25 protein-coding genes are annotated in these 22,271 nt (G+C 57.2%); 7 read left to right on the top strand and 18 right to left on the bottom strand.

The features are described 5' to 3' along the window. The first annotated feature begins 100 nt into the window (after window positions 1–100). The 4 genes from FRH_RS00005 (at window position 101) to ettA (ending at window position 4,291) form a co-directional block, all read left to right on the top strand. Window positions 101–1,414: an MFS transporter gene (locus tag FRH_RS00005; RefSeq protein WP_239286461.1), complete on the top strand. Its 1,314-nt coding sequence runs from the start codon at window positions 101–103 to the stop codon at window positions 1,412–1,414. 187 nt (window positions 1,415–1,601) lie between these two features. Beyond that, on the top strand, window positions 1,602–2,039 hold the full coding sequence (locus FRH_RS00010; RefSeq protein ID WP_139526853.1) for a PAS domain S-box protein: 438 nt from the start codon (window positions 1,602–1,604) through the stop codon (window positions 2,037–2,039). A 226-nt stretch (window positions 2,040–2,265) separates the two neighbouring features. Next, window positions 2,266–2,478 (top strand): hypothetical protein, encoded by a 213-nt coding sequence (locus FRH_RS00015; protein ID WP_139526852.1) that lies wholly within the window; start codon window positions 2,266–2,268, stop codon window positions 2,476–2,478. Window positions 2,479–2,629: 151 nt separating this feature from the next. After that, window positions 2,630–4,291, top strand: a complete 1,662-nt coding sequence (gene ettA / locus FRH_RS00020; RefSeq protein WP_139526850.1) for an energy-dependent translational throttle protein EttA — start codon at window positions 2,630–2,632, stop codon at window positions 4,289–4,291. Between the two features lie 77 nt (window positions 4,292–4,368). Here the strand turns inward: ettA and FRH_RS00025 are convergent, their stop codons facing one another. The 5 genes from FRH_RS00025 to phaR form a co-directional block, all read right to left on the bottom strand. Then, window positions 4,369–4,710 carry a histidine triad nucleotide-binding protein gene (locus tag FRH_RS00025; protein WP_139526848.1) on the bottom strand — a complete coding sequence of 114 codons (342 nt, stop codon included), beginning with the start codon at window positions 4,708–4,710 and terminating at the stop codon, window positions 4,369–4,371. A 50-nt stretch (window positions 4,711–4,760) separates the two neighbouring features. Then, on the bottom strand, window positions 4,761–5,633 hold the full coding sequence (locus FRH_RS00030; RefSeq protein WP_139526845.1) for a phosphoribulokinase: 873 nt from the start codon (window positions 5,631–5,633) through the stop codon (window positions 4,761–4,763). Further along, entirely contained in the window at window positions 5,634–6,074 is a 441-nt protein-coding gene (locus FRH_RS00035) for a thioesterase family protein (RefSeq protein ID WP_139526843.1), read from the bottom strand. 47 nt (window positions 6,075–6,121) lie between these two features. Then, on the bottom strand, window positions 6,122–7,408 hold the full coding sequence (purD, locus tag FRH_RS00040) for a phosphoribosylamine--glycine ligase (protein WP_139526841.1): 1,287 nt from the start codon (window positions 7,406–7,408) through the stop codon (window positions 6,122–6,124). A 67-nt stretch (window positions 7,409–7,475) separates the two neighbouring features. After that, a complete protein-coding gene (phaR, locus tag FRH_RS00045) occupies window positions 7,476–7,940 on the bottom strand; it encodes a polyhydroxyalkanoate synthesis repressor PhaR (RefSeq protein WP_139526839.1) in 465 nt (154 codons plus the stop codon). A 135-nt stretch (window positions 7,941–8,075) separates the two neighbouring features. On the opposite strand from phaR, the gene FRH_RS00050 reads away from it, so the two are divergent. Further along, window positions 8,076–8,786 (top strand): 16S rRNA (uracil(1498)-N(3))-methyltransferase, encoded by a 711-nt coding sequence (locus FRH_RS00050; protein WP_239286459.1) that lies wholly within the window; start codon window positions 8,076–8,078, stop codon window positions 8,784–8,786. A gap of 22 nt (window positions 8,787–8,808) precedes the next feature. Here FRH_RS00050 and FRH_RS00055 read toward each other — a convergent pair whose 3' ends face one another. The 13 genes from FRH_RS00055 to hemH all read right to left on the bottom strand — a co-directional run bounded on the left by FRH_RS00055 (window position 8,809) and on the right by hemH (window position 20,144). Further along, entirely contained in the window at window positions 8,809–9,378 is a 570-nt protein-coding gene (locus tag FRH_RS00055; RefSeq protein ID WP_139526835.1) for an ATP-dependent zinc protease, read from the bottom strand. 37 nt (window positions 9,379–9,415) lie between these two features. Further along, a complete protein-coding gene (locus FRH_RS00060; protein WP_231125650.1) occupies window positions 9,416–10,690 on the bottom strand; it encodes a lytic murein transglycosylase in 1,275 nt (424 codons plus the stop codon). 59 nt (window positions 10,691–10,749) lie between these two features. After that, a complete protein-coding gene (locus tag FRH_RS00065) occupies window positions 10,750–11,196 on the bottom strand; it encodes a DUF3429 domain-containing protein (RefSeq protein ID WP_153843757.1) in 447 nt (148 codons plus the stop codon). A gap of 2 nt (window positions 11,197–11,198) precedes the next feature. Further along, complete coding sequence (locus tag FRH_RS00070; protein WP_153843758.1) at window positions 11,199–12,620, bottom strand: DASH family cryptochrome; 1,422 nt, start codon at window positions 12,618–12,620, stop codon at window positions 11,199–11,201. Next, complete coding sequence (locus FRH_RS00075; protein ID WP_139526829.1) at window positions 12,604–12,780, bottom strand: DUF2256 domain-containing protein; 177 nt, start codon at window positions 12,778–12,780, stop codon at window positions 12,604–12,606. The genes FRH_RS00070 and FRH_RS00075 overlap by 17 nt, the downstream gene beginning before the upstream one ends. A 194-nt stretch (window positions 12,781–12,974) precedes the next feature. Next, window positions 12,975–13,379: a monovalent cation/H(+) antiporter subunit G gene (mnhG, locus tag FRH_RS00080; protein ID WP_139526827.1), complete on the bottom strand. Its 405-nt coding sequence runs from the start codon at window positions 13,377–13,379 to the stop codon at window positions 12,975–12,977. Next, a complete protein-coding gene (locus tag FRH_RS00085; protein WP_044628502.1) occupies window positions 13,372–13,641 on the bottom strand; it encodes a cation:proton antiporter in 270 nt (89 codons plus the stop codon). The genes mnhG and FRH_RS00085 overlap by 8 nt, the downstream gene beginning before the upstream one ends. Beyond that, window positions 13,641–14,114, bottom strand: coding sequence for a Na+/H+ antiporter subunit E (locus tag FRH_RS00090; protein ID WP_044628501.1), 474 nt, complete (start codon window positions 14,112–14,114; stop codon window positions 13,641–13,643). The genes FRH_RS00085 and FRH_RS00090 overlap by 1 nt, the downstream gene beginning before the upstream one ends. Beyond that, the gene (locus FRH_RS00095) at window positions 14,111–15,712 is read right to left on the bottom strand and encodes a Na+/H+ antiporter subunit D (protein ID WP_139526825.1); all 1,602 of its coding nucleotides are present in this window, start codon (window positions 15,710–15,712) and stop codon (window positions 14,111–14,113) included. The genes FRH_RS00090 and FRH_RS00095 overlap by 4 nt, the downstream gene beginning before the upstream one ends. Next, on the bottom strand, window positions 15,709–16,056 hold the full coding sequence (locus tag FRH_RS00100; RefSeq protein WP_139526823.1) for a Na+/H+ antiporter subunit C: 348 nt from the start codon (window positions 16,054–16,056) through the stop codon (window positions 15,709–15,711). The genes FRH_RS00095 and FRH_RS00100 overlap by 4 nt, the downstream gene beginning before the upstream one ends. A 33-nt stretch (window positions 16,057–16,089) precedes the next feature. Further along, complete coding sequence (locus FRH_RS00105; RefSeq protein WP_044628498.1) at window positions 16,090–16,521, bottom strand: Na+/H+ antiporter subunit B; 432 nt, start codon at window positions 16,519–16,521, stop codon at window positions 16,090–16,092. Further along, complete coding sequence (locus FRH_RS00110) at window positions 16,514–18,862, bottom strand: putative monovalent cation/H+ antiporter subunit A (RefSeq protein WP_219861330.1); 2,349 nt, start codon at window positions 18,860–18,862, stop codon at window positions 16,514–16,516. Before FRH_RS00110 ends, FRH_RS00105 begins: the two co-directional genes overlap by 8 nt. Before the next feature lie 202 nt (window positions 18,863–19,064). Beyond that, window positions 19,065–20,144 carry a ferrochelatase gene (gene hemH / locus FRH_RS00115; RefSeq protein WP_139526820.1) on the bottom strand — a complete coding sequence of 360 codons (1,080 nt, stop codon included), beginning with the start codon at window positions 20,142–20,144 and terminating at the stop codon, window positions 19,065–19,067. A gap of 109 nt (window positions 20,145–20,253) precedes the next feature. On the opposite strand from hemH, the gene FRH_RS00120 reads away from it, so the two are divergent. Next, on the top strand, window positions 20,254–21,867 hold the full coding sequence (locus FRH_RS00120; RefSeq protein WP_219861332.1) for a cryptochrome/photolyase family protein: 1,614 nt from the start codon (window positions 20,254–20,256) through the stop codon (window positions 21,865–21,867). Continuing rightward, entirely contained in the window at window positions 21,864–22,268 is a 405-nt protein-coding gene (locus FRH_RS00125) for a DUF393 domain-containing protein (protein WP_139526816.1), read from the top strand. Before FRH_RS00120 ends, FRH_RS00125 begins: the two co-directional genes overlap by 4 nt. The last annotated feature ends 3 nt before the right edge of the window (window positions 22,269–22,271 follow it).

The following is a 22,271-nucleotide window of genomic DNA, read 5'->3' on the forward strand; positions in this document are numbered from 1 at the left end:
TTACTGCGCAGCGGCGCTGACTAACCCCTTTTGCCAGCATTATGTGGCATCCTGAGGGTATTCTGTCATCTTGTATGAGTAAACCGCCAAGGAACCGATGATGGCCCAACCGGATGTTTCACAAACGCAGCTTTATGAGTGGCTTACTGGCGATGACGACAGCCGGATGTGCGACGACATTCCTGACGGCGCTTGTCAGGAACAGCCGCGCAACTTTTTTCTTCACCTGTTGGCATCGCTGGGCAATAAACTCGCCGACGAACTCTCGAGCGCTCGTCTGGTCCTGCCCTGGCTGCTGGGCATCATCGGCGCACCGGTCTGGATGGTGGGGTTACTCGTTCCCATCCGCGAGGCAGGCGCCCTGCTCCCCCAACTGTTCGTCGCCGGCTTCATTCGTTTGAAGCCCCAGCGTAAATGGGTGTGGGTCGCGGGGGCCACTCTTCAGGCCGTGGCCGCCGCCCTGTTAGCACTGCTTGCCTTGATCGGCCACGGAGCACTTGGCGGCGGGCTGGTGCTGGCCGTACTCGTCATGCTGTCATTAGCGCGCGGACTCTCGTCAATTGCTACGAAAGACGTGCTCGGCAAAACCATTGCCAAACGCCGCCGCGGTACGCTGATGGGTTGGAGTGGCAGCATCGCCGGTGCCGCCACGCTCATAGCCGGGGGTGTCTTAGTCCTCTTTGGCGACCGTCCCGGGAATATTGCCTTAGCCATTCTGCTAAGCGTGGCCGCAGCGGGGTGGCTGATCAACTCGCTGTGCGCTGCGCGCATCAAAGAGGTGCCAGGCGCCGTGGAAGGCGGTGAAAACGCCTGGGATAGCATCAAACTCGGCATGTCTCTAATGCGCGAAGACACTACGTTTCTTCACTTCAACGTGGCGCGTGCGCTGCTGCTCTCTAGCGCGCTCGCCCTGCCCTACCTGGCACTGCTGGGGCAGCAGCAAAGTGGCACCGAGCTGGGCGGGCTGGGCATTTTGGTAGTGGTGTCGGGATTGGCCGCGATGGTGGCAAGCCCCATCTGGGGAAAAAGAGCGGACCGCTCCAGCCGTCGGGTCATGCGCGACGCGGCCATCGGCACGGCTATGTGTTGCCTGCTGGCAGCTCTGATCGCCTGGTTGCCAGGCAGTTGGACGCAGAGCGTGCTGCCTTATGCGGGTGTCTACGCTCTATTGGTGGTGGTTCACCACGGCGTGCGCTTGGGGCGCAAAACGTATTTGGTCGACATCGCTAACCAAGACAATAGAGCGCTATACGTTGCGCTTTCCAATACCTTTACTGGTGTGCTAATGCTCATCGTTGGTGGCATGATTGGCGCATTGGCACAGTGGTTAGGCAGCGCTATGCTGCTGGTGATTTTGGCGTTGATAGCCCTCGGCGCCATGCTTAGCGCGCACCGACTCCCCGAAGCGGAGTGATATTGCCGATTGCAAAGCCGATCGACGCTCGCCATGATGGTCAGCAAATCACGGTGGCTAGCTGTTTTTTTGCTATCCTATTTTTGTTTGATGGTGTTAAAGACGGCATCGTCCTGCACTAAAGAGCGCCCCGCGCTGACGCACAGCGCCATGGCGGAGAAAGACGAGAAGCAACAGGAACCCATTGATGAAACGATCTCCCTTGATAAGCCCGGAGTTACTCGAACGCATTGTTGACGCTTCTGAAGATGGCATTGTCGTTGCAGAGCAGGAAGGTGACGAAAACATTCTGATTTACGTGAACAAAGGCTTCGAGCGTTTGACGGGCTACAGTGCAGACGAAATCCTCTATCGCGACTGCCGCTTTCTACAAAACGAAGATCGCGATCAGGATGCGCTCATGTCGATACGTGAGGCACTGCAGGACGGTCGCCCCTCCCGCGAAGTGCTACGTAACTACCGTAAAGATGGCACGATGTTTTGGAACGAACTCTCCATCACCCCGGTATACGATGAAGCCGATAAGCTGATGTACTACATCGGGGTGCAAAAGGACGTAACGGAGCGTGTCGAAGCGCAGCTAGCCCTGGCAGAATTGAAAAAGCAGCAGGAGCACGCAGAGTAACGTCTCACCGTCATCGCACCGACAAGAATAAGTAATACTCAGACGATTAGAGACCGCTCCCACGCCACAATCATGACACATGCGTCAAAAACGCTTGAACTTCCAACCCAGTGGCGCTATATAGCGCCTAGGCGCTTAATGAGCGTTAGGCGCTTTTTACGCATTTTCCTATAGCGTAAGAAGCCGTTGTGATGCCGGTGCGCCGGCTTGGGTTGGAGGGCATACCATGAGCCGTGACCCCTTAAATCGTGACACCTATACCAACGACGGTCTTGACGCAGACGATTTCGACACTGTGGATGCCGTCAACGACGACCACTATGGTAAAAGCAAACCCAGTAAAGCGGATACCCTGCGTGCACGTCGCCAAGTAGAAGCGTGGCTGGAAGAGCGTCGCCTGCAGCGGGCGATCGAAGACGACTGGGACGAAGAAGAGTAATGATGACCCGGAGGGCACCTAGACGTGCCCTTCTTTTTGGGCGCCTCTTGCAACGCGGGTTTACTGGCCTTTAGCCGCGCGGGGCACTATCATCTGTGCACCAAGCCAGCCTCTTGCTGGTCTCGCTTTTACTACAACCTAACGGATTTCCATGGCGCAATACGTATTCACCATGAACCGGGTCGGCAAAGTCGTGCCGCCCAAAAAGCAAATTCTCAAGGATATTTCGCTCTCGTTCTTCCCCGGCGCCAAAATTGGCGTGCTGGGTTTGAACGGTGCCGGTAAATCCACGCTGCTGCGCATTATGGCCGGTGTCGATAAAGAGTTTGAAGGTGAAGCTCGTCCGATGCCCGGTATCAATGTGGGCTATTTGCCCCAGGAGCCGCAGCTAGATGACGAGAAAAACGTCCGTGATACCGTCGAAGAAGCGCTGGGTGCCATCAAAGAAGCACAGGAAAAGCTCGATGCGGTATACGCCGCTTACGCCGAACCTGACGCGGACTTCGATGCCCTTGCCAGCGAGCAAGCACGTCTGGAGAACATCATCGAAGCGGCAGACGCGCATAATATCGAGCGCAAACTAGAAGTGGCCGCCGAAGCCCTACGCCTGCCGCCGTGGGAGGCCAAAGTCGGCAACCTCTCTGGCGGTGAGCGTCGCCGTGTGGCGCTCTGTCGTCTGCTGCTCTCCAGCCCTGACATGCTGTTACTCGACGAGCCCACCAACCACCTGGATGCAGAGTCCGTGGCTTGGCTGGAGCGCTTTTTGCACGACTACAATGGCACCGTCGTGGCAATCACCCACGACCGCTACTTCTTGGACAACGTTGCGGGCTGGATTCTCGAGCTTGACCGTGGGCAGGGCATTCCGTTCGAAGGCAACTACTCCCAGTGGCTGGAGCAGAAAGAGCAGCGCCTGACCCAAGAGGCGAAGCAAGAAGCGTCTCGTCAGAAAGCCATCAAGCAAGAGCTCGAATGGGTGCGCAGCAATGCCAAAGGCCGCCAGGCGAAGAGCAAAGCGCGCCTTAACCGCTTCGAAGAAATGCAGTCTGGCGACTTCCAGAAGCGTAACGAGACCAACGAGATCTACATTCCGCCTGGCCCGCGCCTGGGTGACAAGGTGATCGAGTTCCACAACGTCACCAAGCGTTTCGATGACAAGCTGCTCTACCAAGACCTCTCCTTCACCATCCCCCCTGGCGCCATCGTCGGGATCGTGGGTGGTAACGGCGCGGGTAAATCGACACTGTTCAAGCTGGTCACCGGTAAAGAACAGCCGGATGCCGGTGAGGTGGTGATCGGTGAAACCGTCGACATCGCTTACGTCGAGCAGTTGCGCGATGCGCTAGACGATAAACAGACCGTTTGGGAAGCCGTGTCAGACGGGCAGGACATTCTCAATATCAACGGCTATGAAGTCTCCTCACGCGCCTACGTGGGCCGTTTCAACTTCAAGGGCAACGACCAACAAAAACGTTTGGATGAGCTGTCCGGCGGTGAGCGGGGTCGCCTGCAGCTAGCGCAGACCCTGAAACAGGGGGCTAACGTACTGTTGCTGGATGAGCCCTCGAATGACCTGGACATCGAAACGCTGCGCGCTCTGGAAGAGGCGTTGCTCGCCTTCCCCGGCTGCGCGATGGTGATCTCTCACGACCGTTGGTTCCTGGATCGAATCGCCACGCACATTTTGGCGTTCGAAGGTGATTCCGAAGTGGTGTTCTTCGACGGTAACTACACCGAGTACGAAGAGGACCACAAAAAACGCGTCGGTAACGACACGCCGAAGCGCATGAAGTACAAGCGTATCGACGCCTAACGTCGTGCTCCTCGACGCAAAAAGCCCTGCTCATGCAGGGCTTTTTTATGACGATGGAAACGTGTCTGACGAACGTCTCACCCCGCAGGCCAAGTAAACTCACGACCGCCCAGTAGATGCATATGAATATGGTAGACGGTCTGCCCACCCATCTCATTGCAGTTCATCACCACTCGATAGCCGTCTTCCGCGAAGCCTTGCTGTTTGGCGAGCTGTGCCGCGGTGTGCTGTAAGCGACCTACGAGCGCCACGTCGTCTGCTTCGATATCGTTTAGCGTTGGGATGTGCTTTTTAGGAATGATGAGCTGATGCGTTGGCGCCTGGGGGTTAATATCGTTGAACGCCAGTACGTGCTCATCCTCGAACACGATGTCTGCCGGAATCTCGCGGTTAATGATTTTACAGAATAGGCACTCCATCGCAGCCTCCTTACGTTTGGCGCGTTTATGGTCGGTCGAGCAGCGCCGCCTTAGCGAAAACGGCGCTGCGATAGCAGGTGGCGAACCAGCGGTGCGAGTATCAGCTCCATCGCCAAGGACATACGAGCACCGGGCACCACCAGGGTATGCGGACGGGTCATAAAAGAATCTTGGATCATCGCCAGCAGCCATGGAAAATCCACCGTCGACGGGTCACGAAAACGAATCACCACGAACGACTCGGCATCGGTGGGAATATCCTGCACTTCGAAGGGGTTGGAGGTATCGACCGTGGGCACCCGCTGGAAATTGATGTGGGTACGCGAAAACTGCGGCTGAATATAGCGCACGTAATCATCCATACGCCCCAAAATGGTATCAATGACCGCTTCCTGAGAGTAGCCGCGCAGTTTGGTGTCACGGTCGATCTTTTGAATCCACTCCAGGTTCATCGTCGGTGCCACGCCGACCAGCAAATCGACGTGACGGGCAATATCGTACTCTTGCGTCACCAAGCCGCCATGCAACCCTTCATAAAAGAGCAGATCGGTACCGCAGGGCAGTGACTGCCACTCGGTGAAAGTGCCTACGCGATAACCCGCCTCGATTTTCTGCTTGTCTTCCGCGTGAATGTAGTGCCGAAACGTGCCGGTACCGTGCTCTCCGTACTCGATGAACAGGCCTTCCAAGCGGTCGAGCAGGTTGGCCTCGACGGCAAAATGAGACAGCTCGTCCTTACGCTCCGGCTCTTCGCGGAAAATACGTTTGAGATCATCGCGGGTATAGCGGTGGAAAGCGTCGCCATCCACCATGGCCGCATGCACGTCTTCACGGAGGAACATGCGCTCGAAACTGCGGCGGACGGTCGTGGTCCCCGCCCCTGACGAGCCCGTCACCGCGATGATGGGATATTCTCGCGACATTTATCCCCCCCGGGCATCCGCCAGCGTTTGCTTTAGCGCATCGGGAATCGCCACCGGCCGCCCCACCGCCAGGTCCAGTAGCAGCTTGTTGACTCGCGCGGTCGCTACGACATCGCCTGTATCTGCCTTGATGACCCGCTGATAGATCGTCAACGCTTTGCCCTCGGGCTCGGGCACCGCCGTTTCGATGACCAGCGCGTCAGGAAAGCGCGCCTCCTGTTGATACTGCACGGCGAGATCCACGACCACGCTGGGGTAGCCGTGCATATCCCACTCCGGCAGATCCAAGGCCATAAAGGCCTTCGCCCGCGCTTCATGAAGCAGCGACACCAGGGCATCGTGCCCCAAGTGGCGGCCATAATTCATATCCGTCACCCGCACCGTCAGCGAATGGCGATGAATGACCGCTGCCAAAGGGAAGTCCAGCGAGACACGCTCCATTGCTTTACTCCTTGTCGGGTGACGATATGACCGGGAAAAGTCGCTTTTTACTGCTCCCGCGCAATGGCGCGGAAGGCGATATCACGGCGGAACTCGACGCCTTCCCAGTGAATCGCGCTAACCCCTCGATACGCCTGCTGCTGAGCCGCCGAGACGCTGTCGCCCAAGGCCGTGACACACAGCACGCGCCCACCGGCCGTAGTGATCTCACCTTCTGCATTTTGCGCCGTCCCCGCGTGGAAGACCTTGCACTGCGCCCGCTCGGCATCGTCCAAGCCGTGAATCACGTCGCCTTTACGATAGCTACCGGGATACCCACCCGCGGCCAGCACCACGCCCACGGCGGCACGGGAATCCCACGTACACTGCTTTCCGGCCAGCTCGCCTTTTGCGCCAGCCAAACAGAGCGCCGCCAAATCGGAGGTAAGGCGCATCATGATCGGCTGGGTTTCCGGGTCACCAAATCGGCAGTTGTACTCGATGACTTTGGGATTGCCTTGCGCATCGATCATCAGCCCCGCATACAGGAAGCCGGTATACGCGTTCCCCTCCGCGGCCATACCGCGCACGGTGGGGAGAATGACCTGCTCCATGATCCGCGCATCGACGTCGGGCGTGACGACCGGCGCAGGGGAGTAGGCGCCCATGCCGCCCGTGTTGGGGCCCGTGTCGCCATCGTAGGCGCGCTTGTGATCCTGACTGGTCGCCATCGGAACGACGTTTTCGCCATCTACCATGACGATGAAGCTCGCTTCTTCGCCGTCGAGAAACTCTTCGATGACGACACGCGCGCCCGCATCACCAAAGGCATTGGCTTCGAGCATATCGCGAATCGCCGCCTCGGCTTCCGCTTCGCTCATGGCCACGATGACCCCTTTACCCGCCGCTAAGCCGTCGGCTTTGATCACGATCGGCGCGCCCATCTCAGCCAAATACGCTAGCGCAGGCTCTACGGCCGTAAACGTCTGGTAGGCCGCGGTGGGAATGTCATGACGGGCCAGAAAGTCCTTGGTGAACGACTTGGAGCCTTCGAGCTGGGCGGCGCGCTGGCTGGGGCCAAAAATCGTCAAACCGGCGGCTTGGAAGCGGTCGACGACACCTTCGACGAGCGGCGCTTCTGGGCCAACGACGGTCAGGGCAATCTGCTCTTGCTGAGCAAACGCGACCAGTGCCTCTAGGTCGGTGACACCAATGGCCACATTGGTCAGCTTGGGCTCCGTTGCGGTCCCTGCGTTGCCAGGCGCGACGAAGACTTGCTCGACATCACTGGACTGGGCGAGTTTCCACGCCAGGGCATGTTCGCGGCCACCGCCACCGATCATCAAAACTTTCATGGGTATCCTTCTTAAACGGGAGAGCGTCGATGGGCGGCATTATGCCACAACGTACCACCCCGTGGCCTTAGGAACGCTTGTCCGATGTCTCGTCATCGTCCGTCTGGGTAGGCTGGTTGAGCGCGTTTTGCCAAAACCGCATGTTCTCTTCGGCCAATTCACGCATGAACTCGATCGGCGAGTGGCGCATGGCCTGCTGCCACTGGGTCTGCATCCGCTTTTGCTGCTCTAGCATTAGCTGCGTGCCCTGCTCCAAGTAGCGTGCCAGCGGCAGTGGAGAGGACATATCGTACACACGAATCAGCTGCGCCAGCAGGTCATTGGAAAACACTTCGGCTTCACTATCCGCCTGTTCTTGTTCGATAATGATCGATAGCAGGATGGTGCGCGTTAGATCTTCACCGCTTTTCGCATCTTCGACGCGAAACGGCTCTTCTTCAATGATCAAACGGCGCAGGTCCTCGAGCGTGACATAACGGCTCTGCTGGGTGTCGTACAACCTGCGGTTGGCATATTTACGAATTACGCGCACAGCGCATCTCCTTAAACGCGATAAAGGCTTTTGTCGCCGTTGCTGCTATTGTGCCTGCAACACGCGCCCATGCAAGCCAGCTTAGCGGATTCGTGGTGTTAAGCACGCCTTTCCTTGGACCAATAGACGACGACTATGAATTTGATACTGCTAGACCCAAGCGAGGTCGACGCTCACCACGCGCGCATTACCGATGCGCGGCGCTTGACCCATTTACACGACGTACACCGTGCCCAACAGGGCGACCGCTTGACGGTGGGCATTCAGGGCGGCGCCATGGGTAAAGCCTCGCTGATAACACTCAGTCAACACGAAGCGCTCTTTGCGCTGGAGGATCTTTGTGAATCGGCGCCCCCCGCCCTGCCCGTTCACCTCGTGCTGGCCTTGCCGCGCCCCCGTATGTTAGCGCGAACGCTAGAGCACGTGACGGCGCTGGGCGTCAAAGAGATCACCTTGCTGCATACTAAACGGGTAGAAAAGAGCTATTGGCAATCACCGGAGCTAAGGGCTGACAAGATTCATCAACATTTAGTGCTGGGCCTCGAGCAAGCACGAGATACCCTGCTGCCCAATGTGACGCTGTGCAAGGGCTTCAAAGCGTTTCTAGAAGGCCAGCTCCCGCAACTACTGAGCGAACGTCGCGGGCTAGTCGCTCACCCGGGAATGGAAAACGCCTGCCCACGCGACGTGGATGAACCCACTCTGCTACTGGTCGGTCCTGAAGGTGGTTTCATTCCTTGGGAGGTGGAGCAACTGATTCAGGCAGGCTGCGAGGGCATGCACTTGGGACCGCGCATCCTACGCGTCGAAACAGCCGTCACCGCGCTGCTGTCACGGCTGTTTTGAGTGCTACCTGACTAATAAAGGATCAAGACTGGTCGTCTTCTGGGTCGTGGGGAACGTACGCAGCGTTTTCTCCACACTCGGGTTCCTGTAGAAACGTATTGCGTACGTCCAGCAAGCCCAGGTGGCTGATGGTACGACGCCCCAATAGTAGCGGATAGATCATCTCTTCTCGGTCACGCAGGCTAAACTGCTCCTCGTAGATGGTATCCCCCATGCACACGTCCATCAGCACCACCGGGCGCTCGTCACGCCCCCCGGCGCCGCGCACGGTTTGCTCGCGATAGAGAGGACGCTCGATTTGGTCGCTAAAGGTGTCACCGCTCTCTTGATCTTCCAGCTTCAAACGAAAGCGCACCCACTCCTCACCCTCTTTCTCGAACATTTCAATGTCTCGGGCATCCAGAGAAGAGGTCAACGCCCCGCTGTCCAGCTTGGCTTTGACCGCGATGCCCCAGGGCTCGATATAGGCATTTTCGACCCAGCCGAAGACGTTGTCTTGCGTTTGAGCGTCCTCTGCCTGTGCAGTCGCTCCCAACAGTAGCGTGCTGGCCAGCACGCTGGCACCCCATACTCCTAAGCCAGTTTTTACCATCTCGACTCATCCTTGGTGAAACATCGACGATTGAACATTAACGTAACCGCTCCAGCAGCGATTGAGTGGCGAAGCCATCGGGAACGATCCCCTGGTCGCGCTGGAAAGCCCTCAAACCCGCCTGGGTATTCGGCCCCATGATGCCATCCGCGACACCTACCGAGTAACCGGCATCGTTCAAGCGCTGCTGGAGCGTTCTGACATCGTCACGCGTCAAAGGTGCCTCATCCCGGGGCCATGACTGCGCGATGCCATCGCGTCCGGCAATGGCATCGGCCAGCGTCGCCACGGCTAGTGCATAGCTCGTTGCATTGTTATAGCGCAGAATCGCGCGGAAATTGGGACCAACGATGAACGCAGGGCCACTCGCCCCAGCCGGGACGATGACCGCAGCGCTATCGAAAGAGGGAAGCTCACCCCGAACGGCACGCACACCTTGTGCAGCCCATTCGGCGCTGCTCTTACGGTCGGTTTGCGAGTAGTCAAAGTCGTCGGGTAACCTGACCTCAGCACCCCAGGGTTGGCCTGCCTGCCAACCAGCGCGCGCAAGATAGTTCGCCGTCGACGCCATGACATCGGGAATACTGCCCCAAATATCGCGCCGCCCGTCGTCATCGCCATCCACCGCGTAGGCTTCGAAACTGCTGGGGATAAATTGGGTATGCCCCATCGCCCCCGCCCAGGAGCCTTTCATCTGTTCGGCGGCAATGTCCCCTTGGTCGATGATGCGCAGGGCCGCCAGCAGCTCACCCCGGGCGAACTCTCGTCGGCGGCCATCGTAGGCCAGCGTCGCGAGGGATTCGAGTGTCGAGAAATCGCCAAAATTGCTGCCGTAATTACTCTCCACGCCCCAAATCGCTACGATGATCTCGGCGGGGACACCGTAGCGCTGCTGCATCATATGCGCTGTCTCGCGGTGCTGCGCCAGCGTCTCTCGTCCATTGTCGATACGCGTTGGCGACACAGCACTATCTAAATATTGCCAAATGGCACGGACGAATTCTGGCTGGTAACGATCTAGCTCGATGACCCGCTCCCGGTAACGAATCCCATCGAACGCCGACGCAAGCGTGGCCTCACTGATACCTTGGCTGGCGGCATAGCGGCGGAACTCGCCGAGCCACTCATTGAAGTTGCCATAGCGCACCTGCTCTGCGGCGCGGGCGTCGACTTCCGTCATGAGCTGGGGGCTTGCCGTCACAGCAGGGACGTATAAAGTAACAGCGGCCAACAGTGGCCACAGCAGGTGGCGGCGGGTACGTATCGAACCATTACGTTTCAATGACCTGGGGCGTGACGTCATAGTATTCATCTCTTGGCAATCCTTAGCGTGAGGCTGATGATGGCTCAGAAATAAACGAGTTACCAGCCTCAGAGAGACAAGCGCCCCAAAACCACAAAATGGAGCATCACCACACTCACCGTTAGCACACAGCGCAGGATCAGATACCACTTGGGAAAGCCTTCGCGCCCTTCCCGGCTAATATCGTAGCCTCCCATCAACAGAAACCCTGCCAACAACACCCAAAGCCCGGTCACCGTGTTGAATAGCAAAGCGGGCCACGCTATCAGGCTAGGCACCATGGCCAGTACTAGCCGCCGTACGTTGTTGTCACGGGGCACTTGAAGCGCACTGCCCCAATGAATGCCCCCTAAAAACGACAAAATCACGGCGCTGTAGTAAGTAAAGCCATAGATGGCACTGACCTGCCAGACAGGCGGTGCCCACCAAGCGGCGAGGCCGCCACCGATGAACGGCAGCAGACCGGCCAAGCCTAAGCTCCATGCCAAGCGTTTTTCAGACTCCATTCGCGCCATCGTTACTCATCCGTTTCTTCGAATTCGGTAGCAGCAATCAACCAGCGCTGCCACTCGTCCGGCAACACGCAAGGCTGCTTGAATTGAGAAGGTGCCACACGCCAGGGCTGGTGGCGCTCCAATCCATAAGGCAACGATTCGAGAGCAGGTAACCAGTAGGCCACGTAAAGCCCTTTCGGGTCGTAGTGGCCTGCCTGCTTCAATACATTGAAGTAGCGATCCTGCCGCGGATCGCGTCCCACTCCGGCAATGTAGCGCCAGTTGCCCCAGTTACTGGCCACGTCATAATCGATCAGGCAGTGTTCGAACCACCAAGCCCCTAACCGCCAGTCGACCTGAAGATCTTTGACTAAAAAGCTCGCGACGTTTTGTCGAGCCCGATTAGAGATCCAGCCAGTACGCCTGAGTTCGAGCATGGCAGCGTCAATGAAGGGGACACCGGTATCGGCGTTACGCCACGTATCGAAAGCCGCATTCGCAGCGGGCAGCGAATCACGGCCGAACAGTGACGCACCTTCAAGCTGCGCAGCGCGATGAAAATAGTCGCGCCATAAAAGTTCGAAGACGATCCAGTAGCTTGATTCACAGCTACCGAACTCGGCCTCCCACGCTTTTACTTCGTGATTCACTTGGCGGGCTGATAGGCAGCCACGGGAAAGCCACGGAGAAAAGCGCGTGGAGAAGTTGGCGCCTAGCAGGCCATTGCGCGTTTTCTTATAAGACTCCGCGCCGTTTTGACGCCATAAGTAGTGCTGTAAACGATCGTTCGCTGCCGACTCGCCGCCCACGAATACGAACCCCTGACGATTATCGGGTTGCCAAGCGGCGCTGGTTTCACACACCGACCTCAACGGTGGGAAACCGCGTGGCGCACCGTCAGGCCAGCCTGGCAGGGTGACCGGCGCGGGTAAGGGAGGCGGTATTTCACACTGTTTTTCTACACTGCGACGAAACGCGGAAAAACTGGATGGCAACGCGTCCAATTCGAACGGCAGCGCAGCAGCGTCGATCAAATAACCGCTATCTGCACGGTAAAGTCGGCAACTATCGGGCAAACCGGCAGCCGCGCGAGTGATGTTCTTCGACTCTTCGCATCCTGAGTGTTCAGCCACTCGGACTTCACGCGCATCAAGCGAGGTAGCCAGTTCGACGACGACCGCTGCCGGGTCGCCAATGCGCACCAACAGGTCGCTACCTCGGCGCAACAATTCTCCGCGAAGCTCCATCAAGCTTTGCCATAAAAAGCGCAAACGCGCTGGTCCTAGCCTAGGCGTCTTTTCACCCGGCACGGCCGCCTGGAGCCAACGCTGGTCGAGCACGTAAAGGCAGAGTAGCTGATGTGGGCAGTGTTCGAAATGTAATAAGGGGTTGTCGGCGACACGCAGATTATCCTGCAGCCAGACAATGTCAGTCGTGCTGTTCATGCTCTTGCCTCCTCGGCGTGCTGTGCTGCTTGGCCTCGCGACGGCAACGTTCGCTGCAGAAGCGCACCTCGTCCCAGCAGCGCGCCCATTTTTTCCGCCAAGTAAATGGGCGCTGGCATTGAACGCAGTCTTTTTGCGGTAAATCGTGTTTCCGTTTCATCTATCCATCTCGCTGCGTGCTGGCTATGCCACGCTACGCCGTAATACATGGACATAATAACTTATACAGTACAATTATTGTATATAAATTGATACCTCGACTTTGCCATAACACGCACCTACCCTCTTTTAAGTCGCGCATAAAAAAAGCCACCCAACCTGGGTGGCTTCTCTTAATTACGGTGACTCTTAACGTTAGTCGGGATCGGTATTGCGAGGGTGGCGCTTCGCGTTTTCTTGCGTCTCCATACCGCTTTTCAGCTCATGGGTGAGCGGGTCGTAGTTAGGGCGCAGCTCATCTTTGACCGTGCCGCTCCAAAGCCGAGAACCTACAAAGTAACCGGCTCGGCCAATCACGTGGGCGGCAATAGGTGCGGTGATCAAAATGAACACGATAATGGCTAACGAACGAGCGACGACCCCTACCTCGGCAAAATGCATGGCCGAGGCCAACATGATCAGAATCACACCCAGCGCGGCGGCTTTGGTGGTGGCATGCATGCGTGTCAGTAGATCGGGCAAGCGAAGGAGCCCTACGGCGGCTAGCAGCATAAAACTCGCGCCAACCAGCAGCATGGCGCCTTTGATGGCATCAATCATCCCGAGGCCCTCCCCGTTCCAAGAAGCGTGCAAAGCCAATCGCGGCCAAAAACCCCATCAACGCAATGACGATGGCCGCATCCAAAAAGCTGGAGACGCCCGATTGAATGGCATACACACCGACCAACCCCACGACCGTCGTCGAGAACAGTTCTAGGGCCACTACGCGATCTGGCAGACTAGGTCCACGCACCACGCGAACGAAGGTCAGCACGAGCGCCAAGCCCATGATCACCTGACTAATTAAAATCACGGTTTCCATTAACGAAATAACTCCAGTGCCCTGTGTTCCATCTCTTTCAAATTGCGCCGAAGCTCCTCTTCGTCGTCCAGGAACATCGCATGGATATACAACACTTTACGGTCATCGGACACGTCTAGGCTCAGGGTACCCGGTGTGAGCGAAATCAAATTCGCCACCAGGGTGATCTCCATTTCGGTGCGTGCCGACAGCGGTAAGGCAATGACCCCCGGCTGCATGTGCCAAGGCGGCGTCAGGATATCGAATGCCACGCGTAAGTTGGCCTGAACCAACTCTTTGATGAAAAAGCCGAGAAAGCCGATGAAGCGCGGCACACGAGCAGGATAGCCTTTCAACCCATCGACTTGAGGCTCGATCAGCAGCAACGCGATATAGCCAAAAATCATCCCTACCAACAAATTCAACCCGGAGAAGTCGCCGCTCAGCAGCACCCAGGCCAAACCAAGCAAGAGGTTCCAAATGGCGCCTGTCATGGTGTTTCCTCCAAGCGGTCATCGACACGTTCGGCCTGTATCTCAAGGGGATCCAGTAGCGCTGCTTCCGCGCTTGCGGAGGCACCGAGTACCGCTTCGATATAGCCTGAAGGCGTCATCAATTGATCGCCTATTTGGTTCATCACCAGCATGATGGGTTCGGCAAACACGCCAATGAGCAGGGACATCATGGCCAGCACCACGACAGGCAGATACATCATCCACAGGCTGGGCTTCAGCAACCGGCCGTCATCGCCAGTCGGTGTCGGTGTTTCGGGCACCTGGTTTTCTTCAGGTAGCGCCTTCCAGAACACTTCGTTCCAGATCTTCACCATGGAGTAGAGCGTCATCAAACCCACGGCCAGAGCGATGCCGGTCGCCACGTAAGCCTCTGCCTCAAAGCCCGCGCGCACCAGCACGAACTTCGCAAAAAACCCCGAGAGCGGTGGGATACCCGCCAGAGAAAACGCGCTGATAAAAAACGCGACGGCCAGCCAAGGCCGCTCACGATAGAGCCCACCCATTTTTTTGAGCTGGTACGTCCCTTGGAGGCGATGCGTAATGCCGCTGATCAAGAACAGGTTCGTCTTGACGATGATATTGTGCATGATCGCGAACACACCGCCGGCAATGGCCAGCGGCGTATAGAGCGCCAGTCCCAATATCATGTAACCAATCTGACTGACGATATGAAACGAGAGGATACGACGAAATTCATACTGAGCGGCGGCGCCTAACACGCCGGTCACCATGGTCAATACTGCTCCCCACAGCATGATGTCTTGGAGGTAGCCCATGGTTTGATCAAAGATCAGCGTAAATACCCGAAACAGCGAGTAAACGCCCACCTTGGTGAGCAGTCCCGCAAACAACGCCGATACCGCCACCGGCGGCGTATGATAGGACGCAGGCAGCCAAAAAAATAGCGGAAACGCGGCGGCTTTGATACCAAAGGCCACCATGAACATCACCGCCAGCACTTCGACCATACCGCTGTGCTCGGCCTCATCCATGCGCAGCGCAATATCGGCCATATTGAGCGTTCCCACCGTGCCGTAGAGCAACCCCACCGCGCTGAGAAAAATCACCGAAGCCAGCAGGTTGAGCGTGACGTACTTGATGGCGCCCTCCATCTGGGCGCGCTCGCCACCGAGCGTGAGGAGCGCAAACGAGGCCACCAGCATCACTTCGAACCAGACATAGAGGTTGAAGATATCGCCCGTTAAAAAGGCGCCCGCCACCCCCGCCAGTAGCAAATGCATCAGCGGGTAGTAGCCAAATTTTTCGTGGCCGCGGCCAGTCGTCGCCAGGGAGTAAATCCCCATGGCCAAGCCGATGATGCCGGTGAGCAGTATCATCACAGCGCTGAGCATGTCAGCGACGAGCGTGATCCCAAACGGTGCTGGCCAGCTGCCCATTTGAATGGTGATGTAGCCATCTTCCAAGACCGCAACGAACAGCCACAGGCTGACGACGAATAGCGCGACGTTGCCCGCCACGGCAATAAAACGCTGCATCGGGCGCGAACGCCAAAACATCAGCGAAATGGCCCCAGAAAGTAGCGGCAGTAAAACGGGAAGTGCGACTTCAGGCCTCACGTGTCGGTATCCTTCATCTTGTCCAAGTCATCCGCCTTGACGATTTCATAAGCGCGGCGAATCAGCACCACCGCAAACGCCAATACACCAAAGGCAATCACGATAGCCGTCAATACCACTGCTTGCGGCAAGGGGTCGGCAACGCCACCCAATGGCTGCATCATGCCTTCGGGGATCAGGGGGGGCGCACCCCGCGTCATACCGGCCGTGGTAAAAATTAACAGGTTAGCGGCGTTGGACAGCAGCAGCAGACCAATCACCAGCTTGACGATAGAGCGACGCAACATCATGAATATGGCGGTCGCGTAGAGCAGGCCTATGACGAGGGCCATTAACGGTTCCATCGGCGACCTCCCGATTCGATGAGTCTAAGGGACTTATGGCTCATCCTTATCCACCTCCATTAATGCCATGACCATACCCATGACGGAGCCCAGTACCGCCAGATAGACGCCAATATCGAAAATCAGCGGCGTCGAGGCTTTGAAGTCGATCACCGGAATCGTCCACCACTGAGCAGTCAGAAAAGGCTGCCCCATGAACCAAGCGGGCACTACCGAGATCATCCCAAAAAAGAGTCCTGCGCCGATCAAGTCTCGCGGGTCGACCATGCGCAGTACCTCTTTCGTGGCGCTTACGCCAAAGGCAAATAAATACAAAGTGAACGCGCCCGCTGCCACGAGCCCAGCAATGAATCCTCCCCCGGGCTCATCATGCCCCCGCAGCAGCAGGAAGACCGAGAACATGAGCTGCAGCGGCATGAGAAAGCGCGCTGCGGTGTTTAAAATGATCGTGCCTGATTTAACCATCGTAGGGCTCCTTCACGCTGGCTTTTTCGCCACTATTTGTCCTACCCTCCGTTTCGCCGTGGCGAAGCTTGAGCATGGCAATCACGCCAATGGCGGCCAACGCTAGCACGAACATCTCACCCAAGGTGTCGAGGGCACGGTAATCGACCAGGATGACATTGACGATATTTCGACCATGGGCAAGCGGCGCACTGTTCTCGACCATGTAGGTCGAGATGCTTTCGAACTGATCGATACTCCACGCCGTCATGATCAATAAGAGCATCAGCACGCCCATGGTCGCTGCAACCGACCCATCGCGAATGCGCTCCAGATTCGTGGAGAGGTTGGAGAAGCGAGGCAGCCGGAAGAGCACCAGGACTAGCAGAATCACCGTCATGGTTTCAACGAGCAGTTGGGTAATGCCTAAGTCCGGCGCGCTGAACAGAATGAAGATCAGCGCAATGGAGAAGCCCATGATGCCGACCGAGACAACGGCTCCCAACCGAGAGCGCGAAATCGTGGCGAACAGAGCCCCCATCGCCATGGTGCCCACCACGATCACTTCGTGAAAGCGCACGTCTAGCTCGAGCGCTAGCTGGGGGGAATGGCGCAACAAAATGGAGTTGCCGATTAGCGCAATCAGCACGACCAGCATCACCAATATATAGTTACGCATATAGCCGTTTTGCAGGAGTCGAGTTTGCCACTCGGAAAAGCGCACGATGCCATTCATCAGGCCCTCGTAGCCTGCTTCGGGCCCATAGCGCATCACGGGGGTCAGTCTGGCCAACTGGCCACGTACACTGTCCCAACGCTTGAAGAGAAAGAAACCGAGCAGTAGGCTCACCACGGACATGATCAACGCCATGTTGACGCCATACCACAGCGACAGCGAGATCGGCAGCGCCTCCCCCGCCACTGCCGTGGCCGCCGACGTCAATAACGCATCGGCTCCCAACATGGCGGGCGCTAAGCCAAGCGCGAGCGATCCAAGGGCCAATAGGCCTGGGCCGATCAGCATGCTTAGCGGTGCTTCATGGGGCGTTTTAGGAGTTTCATGGCGTGCGCCATAAAAAGGTCGCAGCGCGATGATGGACGCCACCGCAATGGTCAACACGGCCGCCATAAAGGCGAACACCACCAATATTGACCGGACACGCTCGGCGCCTAGCGCTGCTTCGAGCATTAGCTCTTTACCGATAAAGCCGAGTAACGGTGGCACACCCGCCAAGGAAAGCGCTGCTATCAGTGCAATGGTCGCCGTCACGGGCATCACGCTGCGCAGTCCCCCCATGGCCGTGACATCCTTGGTACCGGTTTCGTGATCGAGAATCCCCGCCACCATGAACAGGGCGCCTTTGTACAGTGAGTGGGCCAGCAAGAACGTCACGAACGCTGTCATGGCATACTCGGAGCCAATGCCTAACAGCATGGTCAGCGTACCCAGCGCCATGACCGTCGAGTACGCCAGCAACTTCTTGATGTTGGTGTGATGAATCGCCAGAAAAGCGCCGGTCAGCATGGTGGTCGCTCCGACCACGGAGAGTATCGTCATCCATAGGGCAGTGCCACCCAGCTCGGGCTGCAGCCGTGCCAATAAGTAAATGCCCGCCTTCACCATGGTGGCGGAGTGCAGATAGGCGGACACGGGCGTTGGCGCTGCCATGGCGTTGGGCAACCAGAAATGGAAAGGGAACTGCGCCGATTTGGTAAACGCACCCAGCAACAAACAGATCAACATGGGGGTATAGAGCGCGTGTTGGCGAAGGTCCTCATCGGCGCGCAGAATGTCATGGAGAGACCAGCTACCGCTTGCTACACCCAGCAGCACTAGCCCTGCCATCAGTGCCAACCCACCGGCCACCGTCACGAACAAACCTTGACGTGCCGATTTACGCGCCTCGATATCCTGGTGATTGAAGCCAATCAGGAGGTAGGAGGTGATGCTGGTCAGTTCCCAAAAAATGAATAGCGTAAGCAGGCCATCGGCGAGCACGAGCCCCAGCATGGAGGCCATGAACGCGACCAGAGCCAAATGGAAACGGGCCATATCCTGATGACCTTTCAAATAGCCACCTGCATAGACCAAGACGCAGGTGCCGATCCCCGTAATCAGCAAGCCAAACAGCAGCGACAGGCCATCGAGCAAAAAGCTTAAGCTGATACCCAATGACGGCACCCACGACCACGCCAATAGCTGAGGGCCCTCATGGAGAACCAACGGCGCTTGGCTTAACAACCAAGCGGCCAAAAGTGCCGGAAATAGCGCAAGCAGCAGGCTTGCTCGCTCCCCAAACCAGCGGTTGAGCAGCGGTGACAGCGCTGCCAACACGAAGCCCATTAATACGGCAAATTGCATCCGGCGCCTTCTCCCTAATTGCGTGCATTCACCTCAAAACGGCCGCTTGTCGACACGTCAGCAGCCGTTCGAGCGTTGAATAAGTGTGATTTTATATCCACAAACCTTATACCAACCCTTCCCACTTTTCTAGGAAAGTCGTTCTCAATAAAAAACCGCCTAGCGCAATACGCTAGGCGGTTTTATGCACCGCCATATGACGTTACGTTGTTGGTAACCAACCCGATAATTCGTTATTCACTACCGCCAATAGTGCATCGATATGGTCATCGCGATCGTTCAAGCAAGGGATGTAGCTAAAGGTTTCACCACCCGCTTCCATGAAACTATCGTGGATCTCCTCTTTGATCTCTTCGAGGGTCTCGACACAATCAGAGGAAAAGGCTGGCGAAAGAATCGCAATGTGCTTGTGCCCTTGTTTCGCCAGTTCGGCAACATGGTCGACCGTTTGCGGACCGACCCACTTTTCAGGACCGAACTGCGACTGAAACGCAGTATCGACCTCCTCTTTGCTCAACCCCAGCTTTTCACGCAGTAGGCGTGTCGTTTTCTGACACTGGCAGTGGTAGGGGTCACCCTCCATCAGATAACGCTCCGGCACGCCGTGATAGCTCGCCACGAGTTTGGTGGGACGACTATCGAAGCCGTCGTACGCCTCTTGTACCGAGTTAGCCAACGCCTGGATATACGTCGGATGCTCGAAATAGGCCGGTACGGTACGGATATAGGGCTGCCACTTCATTTTCATCAGCGTACGAAACGCTTGATCATTGGCAGTAGCGGTAGTGGGCGAGCCGTACTGCGGATAGAGCGGGAAGAAGACGATGCGCTCACAACCCTTCTCTTTCATGCGTTTGAGCACGCTGTCCGTTGAAGGATTGCCGTAGCGCATACAGAAATCGACCTCGACATCGTCGCCGTAAAGCGCTTTCAGGCGCTCGGTCATTTTTTCCGTTTGTGCACGGGTGATGGTCAGCAACGGGCTTTCGTTCTTCTCGTTATTCCAGATGCTCTTGTACGCATTGCCCGAGGAGAACGGACGCTTGGTTAGGATGATGAGCTGCAAAAGAGGCTGCCATTTCCATCCGGCATAATCTACGACTCGTTTATCGGACAAGAACTCGCTGAGATAGCGACGCATGGACCAGTAATCGGTGGCATCGGGCGTTCCCAGATTCGCTAGAACGACGCCCACCTTGGCGCGGGGAACGGCAGGGTGGCTGCTGGGCGCGTGGGCCAAGCGCCCCTCACCGGGTTGATCCTTCACGATGCTATCGGCCATCTCGCTAACTCCTCGGGTGTACGTAATGGGCAAAATCTTAACACTTTTCAGCAAAGTCGCGGCATAAAGTTATACTATCAACATTATTTGTATAACTGCAGGCCAACTCATGTCCAAGCCGTTACTCCTGGTACTGGGTGATCAGCTCACGCTGACGCTGCCAACCCTTCGCGAAGCGCCTTCCAATGCGGTGGTGGCGCTGTGCGAAGTGGCCGAAGAAGCACGCTACGTGCCGCACCATCTGCATAAGATCGGTCTTTTCATGGCCGCCATGCGCCACTTTGCCGACGCCTTGAGAGACAAAGGCTATACGGTGCATTACAGCCGCATCAATGATGGCGATAACACCCAGTCGCTGATAGAAGAAGCCGAGCGGCTCGCCAAGCAGTACGGCTGTGATGAAATTCGCGTTACCCGCCCCGGCGAGTGGCGGCTGTGGAACGACATGCAGCAGCGCCAACACAACGCCCTCCCCTGGCAGCTGTGGGAAGATGACCGCTTCTTCACCACACCGGACGACTTTTCACGCTGGGCAGAGGGCCGCAAACAGCTGCGCCTGGAGTATTTCTACCGCGAGCAGCGCAAGCGTACCGGCCTGCTCATGGAGGGCGACACGCCCAGCGGCGGCCAGTGGAATTACGACCACGACAACCGCGAGCCCATCGATACCTCGCTGAGCTTTCCTGCGCTGCCCAACCACGGCCAGGATGACGTGACAAAAGCAGCTCTTAAGGACGCCGCTGACCATTTCGCTGATCACATGGGAACGATGGAGACCTTCAACTTGCCGGTCACCCGGCGGCAGGCACTGGTCGATTTGAACCACTTCATCGAACACGGGCTAGCAGACTTTGGCCGCTACCAAGATGCCATTAGTGACCGAGAACCCTTTTTGTATCACTCACGCCTGTCTGCGGCGATGAACATTGGCCTGCTCTCGCCGATGGAAGTGTGTGACGCCGCCGAGGCGCACTACCATGCGGGCAAAGCGCCTATCAATGCGGTAGAGGGTTTCATCCGCCAAATACTCGGCTGGCGCGAATACGTGCGCGGGCTCTACTGGACGCACATGCCCGGGTACAAACAGGAGAACCAGCTAGGCTTCACCCGCGAGCTGCCCGCGTTTTATTGGGACGCCAACACCGACATGCGCTGCCTGCAGCGCGCCATTCAAATGACCATCGACAACAGCTATGCGCACCACATCCAGCGACTCATGGTCACCGGCAACTTTGCCCTGCTGTGCGGCGTCAAGCCCGAAGCGCTGTGCGACTGGTACCTCGCCGTCTACGCCGATGCCTGCGAGTGGGTCGAACTGCCTAATACCCTCGGGATGGTACTGCACGCCGATGGCGGTTTGATGGGCTCCAAGCCTTACTGCGCTTCGGGTAAATACATCGATAAGATGTCTGATCACTGTCAGCACTGTCGCTACTCGCCCAAACAGATGACCGGCCCCAAAGCCTGCCCTTTCAACAGTCTTTACTGGCACTTTTTGGAAACCAATGCGGAACGGCTCAACCGTAATCCACGAATGAAGCTCATTTATGGCTCGTTAGGACGCATGAAAGAGGAGAAGCGCGAGGCCATTCGCCAGCAGGCCGAGCAATTCCTTGCCAAACTGCCAACCAGTAAAGGCTACGGCCAACCGGCGCATACGAAGGGCTATGCCTCTGCTGCCCAACACGCTTCCTCTACATCTAACTCGGAGAACCGCTCATGAGCCGTTTCGCAGCGCTGGATGCCCAGGCTCCGGTCACGCTCTACCATGACGGGGACTGCCCCTTTTGCCGAGTGGAAGTCGCTTGGCTCGCCAAACACCGCCATCGGTCTCGCGTTCGGCTGGTCGATATTCAGAGCAGCGAGTTCAAGCCAGACGAGGTCGGTCGCAGTTTCGACGCCATGATGGGCCAACTGCATTTGCAAGATCAAGAAGGGAGGTGGTTCATCGGGATGGACGCCAGCCGGGCCCTCTATGCGGTGTTGGGCTACCGGCGGCTGGTAAAGCTATCTTGCTTACCGGGCCTGCGCAGCATGATGGATGCAGGCTACCGTTTCTTTGCCCGTCGCCGTATTCGGCTGGGGCGATGGTGGGAAAAACGACAGGGTAAAACCGTCAGCTAATAC

Source organism: Halomonas sp. A020, from assembly GCF_027943625.1.
Lineage (GTDB): Bacteria > Pseudomonadota > Gammaproteobacteria > Pseudomonadales > Halomonadaceae > Vreelandella > Vreelandella piezotolerans.

What these genes read in the sequence shown, in the direction of transcription:
- FRH_RS00055 (WP_139526835.1), bottom strand. Translation starts at nt 9,378, where the DNA reads ATGGTAAAAACTGGCTTAGGAGTATGGGGTGCCAGCGTGCTGGCCAGC.
- FRH_RS00070 (WP_153843758.1), bottom strand. Translation starts at nt 12,620, where the DNA reads ATGAACAGCACGACTGACATTGTCTGGCTGCAGGATAATCTGCGTGTC.
- FRH_RS00065 (WP_153843757.1), bottom strand. Translation starts at nt 11,196, where the DNA reads ATGGCGCGAATGGAGTCTGAAAAACGCTTGGCATGGAGCTTAGGCTTG.
- FRH_RS00110 (WP_219861330.1), bottom strand. Translation starts at nt 18,862, where the DNA reads ATGCAATTTGCCGTATTAATGGGCTTCGTGTTGGCAGCGCTGTCACCG.
- FRH_RS00105 (WP_044628498.1), bottom strand. Translation starts at nt 16,521, where the DNA reads ATGGTTAAATCAGGCACGATCATTTTAAACACCGCAGCGCGCTTTCTC.
- ettA (WP_139526850.1), top strand. Translation starts at nt 2,630, where the DNA reads ATGGCGCAATACGTATTCACCATGAACCGGGTCGGCAAAGTCGTGCCG.
- FRH_RS00025 (WP_139526848.1), bottom strand. Translation starts at nt 4,710, where the DNA reads ATGGAGTGCCTATTCTGTAAAATCATTAACCGCGAGATTCCGGCAGAC.
- mnhG (WP_139526827.1), bottom strand. Translation starts at nt 13,379, where the DNA reads ATGATTGATGCCATCAAAGGCGCCATGCTGCTGGTTGGCGCGAGTTTT.
- FRH_RS00015 (WP_139526852.1), top strand. Translation starts at nt 2,266, where the DNA reads ATGAGCCGTGACCCCTTAAATCGTGACACCTATACCAACGACGGTCTT.
- FRH_RS00090 (WP_044628501.1), bottom strand. Translation starts at nt 14,114, where the DNA reads ATGACAGGCGCCATTTGGAACCTCTTGCTTGGTTTGGCCTGGGTGCTG.
- FRH_RS00010 (WP_139526853.1), top strand. Translation starts at nt 1,602, where the DNA reads ATGAAACGATCTCCCTTGATAAGCCCGGAGTTACTCGAACGCATTGTT.
- purD (WP_139526841.1), bottom strand. Translation starts at nt 7,408, where the DNA reads ATGAAAGTTTTGATGATCGGTGGCGGTGGCCGCGAACATGCCCTGGCG.
- FRH_RS00075 (WP_139526829.1), bottom strand. Translation starts at nt 12,780, where the DNA reads ATGAAACGGAAACACGATTTACCGCAAAAAGACTGCGTTCAATGCCAG.
- hemH (WP_139526820.1), bottom strand. Translation starts at nt 20,144, where the DNA reads ATGGCCGATAGCATCGTGAAGGATCAACCCGGTGAGGGGCGCTTGGCC.
- FRH_RS00120 (WP_219861332.1), top strand. Translation starts at nt 20,254, where the DNA reads ATGTCCAAGCCGTTACTCCTGGTACTGGGTGATCAGCTCACGCTGACG.
- FRH_RS00035 (WP_139526843.1), bottom strand. Translation starts at nt 6,074, where the DNA reads ATGGAGCGTGTCTCGCTGGACTTCCCTTTGGCAGCGGTCATTCATCGC.
- FRH_RS00085 (WP_044628502.1), bottom strand. Translation starts at nt 13,641, where the DNA reads ATGGAAACCGTGATTTTAATTAGTCAGGTGATCATGGGCTTGGCGCTC.
- FRH_RS00050 (WP_239286459.1), top strand. Translation starts at nt 8,076, where the DNA reads ATGAATTTGATACTGCTAGACCCAAGCGAGGTCGACGCTCACCACGCG.
- FRH_RS00125 (WP_139526816.1), top strand. Translation starts at nt 21,864, where the DNA reads ATGAGCCGTTTCGCAGCGCTGGATGCCCAGGCTCCGGTCACGCTCTAC.
- FRH_RS00100 (WP_139526823.1), bottom strand. Translation starts at nt 16,056, where the DNA reads ATGGAACCGTTAATGGCCCTCGTCATAGGCCTGCTCTACGCGACCGCC.
- FRH_RS00005 (WP_239286461.1), top strand. Translation starts at nt 101, where the DNA reads ATGGCCCAACCGGATGTTTCACAAACGCAGCTTTATGAGTGGCTTACT.
- FRH_RS00060 (WP_231125650.1), bottom strand. Translation starts at nt 10,690, where the DNA reads ATGAATACTATGACGTCACGCCCCAGGTCATTGAAACGTAATGGTTCG.
- FRH_RS00030 (WP_139526845.1), bottom strand. Translation starts at nt 5,633, where the DNA reads ATGTCGCGAGAATATCCCATCATCGCGGTGACGGGCTCGTCAGGGGCG.